The sequence below is a fragment of the uncultured Sunxiuqinia sp. genome, from assembly GCF_963974515.1.
Taxonomy (GTDB): domain Bacteria; phylum Bacteroidota; class Bacteroidia; order Bacteroidales; family Prolixibacteraceae; genus Sunxiuqinia.
The window spans coordinates 1-6,441 of record NZ_CAXBDD010000150.1; the positions used below are offsets into that span (position 1 = coordinate 1).

The 6,441-nt window shown below is 45.8% G+C and carries 6 protein-coding genes; all 6 read left to right on the plus strand.

Translation table 11 applies throughout. The features are described from left to right. Positions 1 to 52: 52 nt before the first annotated feature. Entirely contained in the window at positions 53 to 1,528 is a 1,476-nt protein-coding gene (locus tag AAC033_RS17870) for a CoA-acylating methylmalonate-semialdehyde dehydrogenase (protein ID WP_339740659.1), read from the plus strand. Positions 1,529 to 1,539: 11 nt separating this feature from the next. Further along, on the plus strand, positions 1,540 to 2,439 hold the full coding sequence (locus AAC033_RS17875) for a sugar phosphate isomerase/epimerase (RefSeq protein WP_339740661.1): 900 nt from the start codon (positions 1,540 to 1,542) through the stop codon (positions 2,437 to 2,439). A gap of 11 nt (positions 2,440 to 2,450) precedes the next feature. Continuing rightward, positions 2,451 to 3,464 (plus strand): inositol 2-dehydrogenase, encoded by a 1,014-nt coding sequence (gene iolG, locus AAC033_RS17880; protein ID WP_339740664.1) that lies wholly within the window; start codon positions 2,451 to 2,453, stop codon positions 3,462 to 3,464. Between the two features lie 12 nt (positions 3,465 to 3,476). Continuing rightward, entirely contained in the window at positions 3,477 to 4,280 is an 804-nt protein-coding gene (locus tag AAC033_RS17885) for a phosphatidylinositol-specific phospholipase C/glycerophosphodiester phosphodiesterase family protein (protein WP_339740666.1), read from the plus strand. A gap of 198 nt (positions 4,281 to 4,478) precedes the next feature. Next, positions 4,479 to 5,114, plus strand: coding sequence for a sigma-70 family RNA polymerase sigma factor (locus AAC033_RS17890; RefSeq protein ID WP_339740668.1), 636 nt, complete (start codon positions 4,479 to 4,481; stop codon positions 5,112 to 5,114). 37 nt (positions 5,115 to 5,151) lie between these two features. Next, entirely contained in the window at positions 5,152 to 6,333 is a 1,182-nt protein-coding gene (locus tag AAC033_RS17895; protein WP_339740670.1) for a FecR domain-containing protein, read from the plus strand. Positions 6,334 to 6,441: the final 108 nt, after the last annotated feature.

Genomic DNA, 6,441 nt, shown 5'->3' on the forward strand with positions numbered 1-6,441 from the left:
CATATCATAAATGAATAACAGGAGACCGTAAAAACTAAATAATTGCAACGATATGAAAGTTTTAAAGAATTATATCAATGGAAGCTGGGTTGAAAGCAGGGAACAGTCCACGGTCGATGTGGTCAACCCTGCCAACCAGGAAGTTTTGGCCAAAGTTCCTTATGGAGAAGGAACAGCCGCTGATGTTGAATTGGCTGTTGAATCAGCCGTCAAAGCGTTGGATGAATGGCGGAATGTGCCCGTTATGAGGCGGGTTCAGCCACTTTACCAATTGAAACAATTGCTGGAAAAGCATGTGGATGAGTTGGGGCGGTTGATCACACTGGAGTGTGGGAAAAGTCTTCCCGAGTCAAAGGCGGAGATCCAACGGGGCATTGAAAATGTTGAAACCGCCTGCGCCACACCCATGCTGATGCAGAGTGAGTTTTCGGAGAATGTCGCCCCGGGAATTGACGAGTTTATGATCCGGCAGCCGGTTGGGGTTTGTGCCTGTGTTGCACCGTTTAACTTCCCTGGGATGATTCCCTTTTGGTTTCTGCCGTACGCCTTGGCTTGCGGGAACAGCTTTATCCTGAAACCTTCGGAAAAAGTGCCGCTGACCATGATGAAGGTTTTTGAATTGATTGATCAACTGGATTTGCCCAAGGGCTTGGTCAGCCTGGTGCATGGTGGGAAAGACAGTGTGGACGCCATACTGGATCATCCGCAGGTGAAAGCCATCAGCTTTGTGGGGTCCACACCGGTTGCCCGTTACATTTACCAGCGCGGAACAGCCAACGGCAAACGGGTACAGGCGCAGGGCGGCGCCAAAAACCCGGTGTTGGTCATGCCCGATGCTGACATGGAAATGACCGCTAAAATTATTGCCGACAGTGTATACGGCTGTGCCGGGCAACGGTGCTTGGCCGCTTCGAATATTATTACCATCGGCGATAAAAAAGGAACCATCACAGAAGCCTTGCTCGAAGCCGCAAAAAGCAAAACCACAGGCTTTGGGTTGGACGAGGGAATTGAAATGGGGCCTGTGATTACTCCTGAAAGTAAAAGGCGGATTGAAAGTTTGATTGCCAAAGGTGTCAGCGAAGGGGCAAACCTCTTGCTTGACGGGCGGAATACCACCGTCAGCGGATACGAAAAAGGCAATTTTATCAAGCCAACCATTTTGGAAAACGTGGCGCTGGAAGGGGAGATCATCAAGACCGAAATCTTTGGGCCTGTGATGAGTCTGATCCATATGGATGCGATTGATGAAGCCATCGACTTTGTGAACAGTAACAATTTTGGAAATATGGCTTGCCTGTTCACTACAAGCGGGCTGAATGCACGCACCTTCCGGAACCGGGCCAATGCCGGTAACATCGGCATCAACATCGGGGTTGCCGCACCTATGGCACAGTTTCCATTTAGTGGATGGAACGACAGCTTCTTTGGTGACCTGCATGGACAAGGCCGTCATGCCATCGAATTTTTCACCCAAACAAAAGTGGTCATTGAACGCTGGCCACAGGAATGGACACGTAAATTTTAAGATTTCAAACGATGATAAAAGTAGCCAACGCGCCCTGTTCCTGGGGCGCACTAGAATTTGAACTGGAAGGGAAACCGCTCGGGTATGGGCAGGTTCTTGCTGAAATGGCTGAAACAGGTTATGCCGGAACGGAACTGGGAGACTGGGGTTTTATGCCCACCGATCCGAAGCAACTTCGGCAAGTTTTGAGTGAAAAGAGACTGGAGCTGTTGGGGGCTTTTGTCCCAGTAGCGCTTGCAAAGGAAGAATCCCACGGTGCCGGGGTGGAGCTGGCCCTAAAAACCGCCAAGCTGATGTTTGACGCCGGGTTCAAAACCGCCTTTATCGTTTTGGCCGACGAAAATGGCTCGGTTGAAGGGCGCACCAAAAATGCCGGCCGGATCACTCCGGAAATGGGATTGTCTGACGCGCACTGGAAAACCTTTGCTTCCGGCGCCGAAAAAGTTGCCAGGATAGTCAAAGAACAATTTGGCATGCGCACGGTTTTTCATCATCACTGCGGCGGCTATGTGGAAACACCGGATGAAGTGGCGAAGCTCATGGAACTCACTGATCCTTCGTTGCTCGGGCTTTGCCTCGATATGGGGCATTATGCTTTTGGTGGTGGCAATCCGGTAGTGGCGCTTGAGAAGTATTCCAGCCGCATCTGGCATGTTCATTTTAAGGATTATTCGGAACAGGTTGGAAAAGAAGCAAAAGAGAATGGATATGATTATTTTAAATCGGTGGAGAAGGGCGTTTTTTGTGAATTGGGAAAAGGAAGTGTCGATTTTAAATCGATCGTGGACATCCTGAATAACAGAGGATATCAAGACTGGATTGTTGTCGAGCAGGATGTGCTTCCCGGAATGGGAAACCCGAAGCAATGCGCAGCGAATAACCGGGAGTTTTTGAAATCACTTGGGCTTTAAAAATAAAAAAAATGAAAAAACTAAAAGTAGCTGTTGCCGGATTGGGCCGGATCGGCAAAATACATTTGAAGAATTTGTGCCGGAATTTTCCTGAAGTTGAAGTTGTCGCGGTCATGGATGTGCTGGATGAGTCGAAAGGCATTGCTGATGAATTTGGTGTGCCGAATTTTGTCAAGGATTTTGACGAACTGCTGGCAGTGCCGGGAGTAGATGTGGTGGTGATCTGCTCGCCAACGGACACCCATGCTGACTACACGATAAAAGCGGCAAAAGCCGGCAGGCAAATTTTTTGTGAGAAGCCGCTTGACCTTTCCCTTGGCCGCGTTCAGGAAGTGCTCAATGTTGTTCAAGAATCGGGTGTAAGACTCATGCTTGGCTTCAACCGGAGGTTTGATCCGGAGTTCAAGAAAATCAGGCAACTGGTGGTCCGCGGCGCCATTGGCGAGTCGCAAATCATCAAAATTACCAGTCGCGACCCCGGGCCACCGCCGGTGAGTTATATCAATGTGTCGGGAGGCATGTTTCTGGATATGACCATCCACGATTTTGACATGGCGCGATACATTTCAGGAAAACAGGTGAAAGAGGTGTTTGCGAAAGCGGCAGTTATGGTTGATCCAGAGATTGGAAAGGCCGGTGATGTGGACACGGCCGTCATCACACTGACTTTTGACGATGGCAGCATGGCGGTGATCGACAACTGCCGGAAAGCAGTGTATGGATACGATCAACGGCTGGAAGTGTTTGGCAGCAAAGGCATGGCACAGGCTGAAAACAACTTTCCGAACAACCACAAATTGTACACAGAGTCAGGTGTATCGGGCGACTTGCCCTTGCACTTTTTTCTGGAGCGATATGATGCTTCGTATGTTCAGGAGATGAAGGAATTTATTGATGCGCTGGTTTCCGGGAGTGAAATGCCGGTGAATGGAAATGATGGGCTGTTGTCGATTGCGATTGGCTTGGCTGCCAAAAAATCAGTTGCTGAGGGCCGTCCGGTGAAAATCGATGAAATTATGGGTTGAAAACCAAAGACGATGATGAGATTAACCGTTTGTTTTTTAGTTGTTTTTTTGCTTGGTTGTGGCTCGAAAGAGACAAAGTCTGGTTTCCCGTTGAGCGGGCATGCCCATAATGATTACGAACATGGCCGGCCGCTGTTCGATGCCCTGGACCATCGTTTTGAAAGTATTGAGGCCGATGTCTATTCCGTTGGCGATTCACTTTTCGTAGCCCATGATTTTGATCAGATCAAACCCGGGCGCACGCTTCGTCAGCTTTATCTTGAGCCACTCAAAAAGGAAATCAGCAAAAACGGCGGCTCGGTTTATGGCAATGGCGAAGAGCTTATTCTTTTGATCGACATTAAAAATGACGGGTTGGAAACTTACCAATTGTTGCATCAGATTCTTCAAGATTACAAGTCGAATCTGTCGACTTTTGCCAACGGTGTAAAAACAAAAGGCGCGGTGCTGGTTGTTGTTTCCGGTAACCGTCCTTTTGAATTCATGCAATCGCAGGAGATTCGTTATGCGGCGTTTGATGGAAGACTTGAAAATCTTGATTCGGATATTTCTCCTGAACTTATGCCTGTCGTAAGTGACAACTGGTCAAAATTTTTTGAATGGGACGGAACAGGGGAGATGCCGGCAGATGAGAGAAAATTGTTGCATGATTTTGCGCAGAGAGCCAGAAATAATGGTTACCTGCTTCGTTTTTGGGGAACACCCGGGCAAACCCCGGAAATAAGAAATAGTGTTTGGAATGAACTGAAAGCTGCCAGAGTTGGTTTAATTGGAACCGACCATCTGGAAGCGTTCTATCTGTATGGTAACAAATGATGTGTGTTATGTTGGTGCTTTTTCGTCAACTGTTTGAACGATGACACCATGGAGTTGAATGGACTTTTAATCGGACTTTAACCGAAATGTGTACCCATTGTAACTTCAAAGGTTTTGTTTTGCAGACAACAAACCGCAGGGTAAAACATGAAGTATGACGCAGTTTGAGAGCTTTAGCTAATGTTTAATTAATATCAGATGCGCGAACGTGATCAAGAGAATTTGGACTTTTTATGGCATTCGTTTTTGGATGGAGATGAAAAAGTCTTTTCAGTCATTTATCAGCAACATATTAATCGATTGCTTTCTTACGGTCACAAACTTTGCCCTAATCACGAGTGGATTCACGATAGTATTCAGGAGGTTTACCTTGATTTATTCCTGAAACGGAAAAAGCTGAATGGGCGAAAAATTGAGAATTTGAAAGCCTATCTCTTTGTGTCCTTCCGGAACAAGCTCCTCAAAAAAATCCTCCAGGAAAAGAAATTCCAAGCGCTTCGACTCAACGGAGAATTGGAAAGCGGTCTGTTCCAAGCCGAGTATAATATTCAAAACCAAATCGTTGAATTTGAATTGTCCAAAGAAATTAAGGAGGCGCTTGTAAAAGCGGTTAATAGCCTTCCTGCGCGGCAAAAGGAAATTATTTACCTGAAATTTGAAGAAGAACTGGAGTATTCGGAGATATCGGATATCCTGAAAATATCCATCGATTCGGCCCGGAAACTGGTATATCGTGCATTGATATCACTTCGTAAAACACTTGATCCTAAGATGGTTCAGGTGCTTTTTTATATTTTTCAGAAAAATAATCAGCTTTTCGTGTCCATGTTTTAACTTTTGCGGGAACCTACTAAAAAGCAAACCTCTTGAGATGGAGCAATTTCAAAGATACTTTGAAGACCGGAAATTTGTCAGATGGGTTTTACGCCCTGACCAGGACCTAAATGACTATTGGCAAAACTATCTGGCTGATCATCCGGAGGAACAAGAACCGGTTAGCCTGGCGCGGAAGCTGATTTTATCGCTTCGGACCAAAAATGAGGCTGACCACGGTCAGGAAGCAATGGATTTGCTCACCGAAATTCTTCGCGAAGTTGATCGGCGAAAAAGGCGAACTTATTTTCTCATGCTCGGATTTTCAGCTTTAAAATATGTAGCTGTCGGCGTCATTTTCTTCATTCTTGGTTTTTCGTTTTACAGCAGTAAAGAATCAGCGGAGCTTGACACCCTCTACCAGATGCTCTCGGAAACCCGTAGTAACATTAACGATACGCAGCTTCTGCTGAGTGACGGGAGCCATGTCATCGTCAGGGAGAAGCAATCCAGTATCGAATACCAGAATGATGGCAAGATCATTATCAATAAACAAGATACCTTGGGGGCAATACCAAAGGGCAATGAGCTGAATCAGTTGATGGTACCTTACGGAAAACACACCTCGATTAAGTTGCCCGACGGAACCGTGGCCTACCTGAATGCAGGTTCGCGACTGGTATATCCAACTGTTTTTACAGGTGAAAACCGCGAAGTTTTTCTGATTGGTGAAGGGTTCTTCGAAGTTGCCCATCAAGAAGGTATTAGGTTTTTGGTCAATACAAGTGATGTGGAAGTGCTGGCCCTTGGCACGAAGTTTAATATTTCGGCTTATCCGTCGGATCAAGTTATTGAGACAGTTCTTGTTGAAGGAAAGGTGAATGTGAAAAAGAATGGCTTTCATTTTATGAACAACGAATTCCTTTTGAAGCCGAACCAAAAAGTTTCCTACCATAAAGAACAATCGGAAGCAATCATCACTACGGTGAATGTGATCAACTACGTCTCCTGGCACGATGGCTTTCTGAATTTTACTGCATCAGATTTGAGTCGGGTCATCAAAAAATTGGAGCGGTATTATGCTGTTCAGATTATTTTGGATAACCCAAAATTGGGTTTAAAAACAATCACCGGAAAATTAAAATTGGTTGAAGAGCCGGAAATAGCCTTAGGTGTTTTGGCGACAACAGCCTCAGCCGAATTAACCAAAATAAACGAAACGACCTATGCTCTGAAATAGAAAAAGCCGGACAATGTTCCAGCACTGTCCGGCTTCAAAACAGTTAATTGTAGTTATAAATTAAACTTGTCAAATGTATGAAAAAATCACGATTGAGGTATCTTTTCG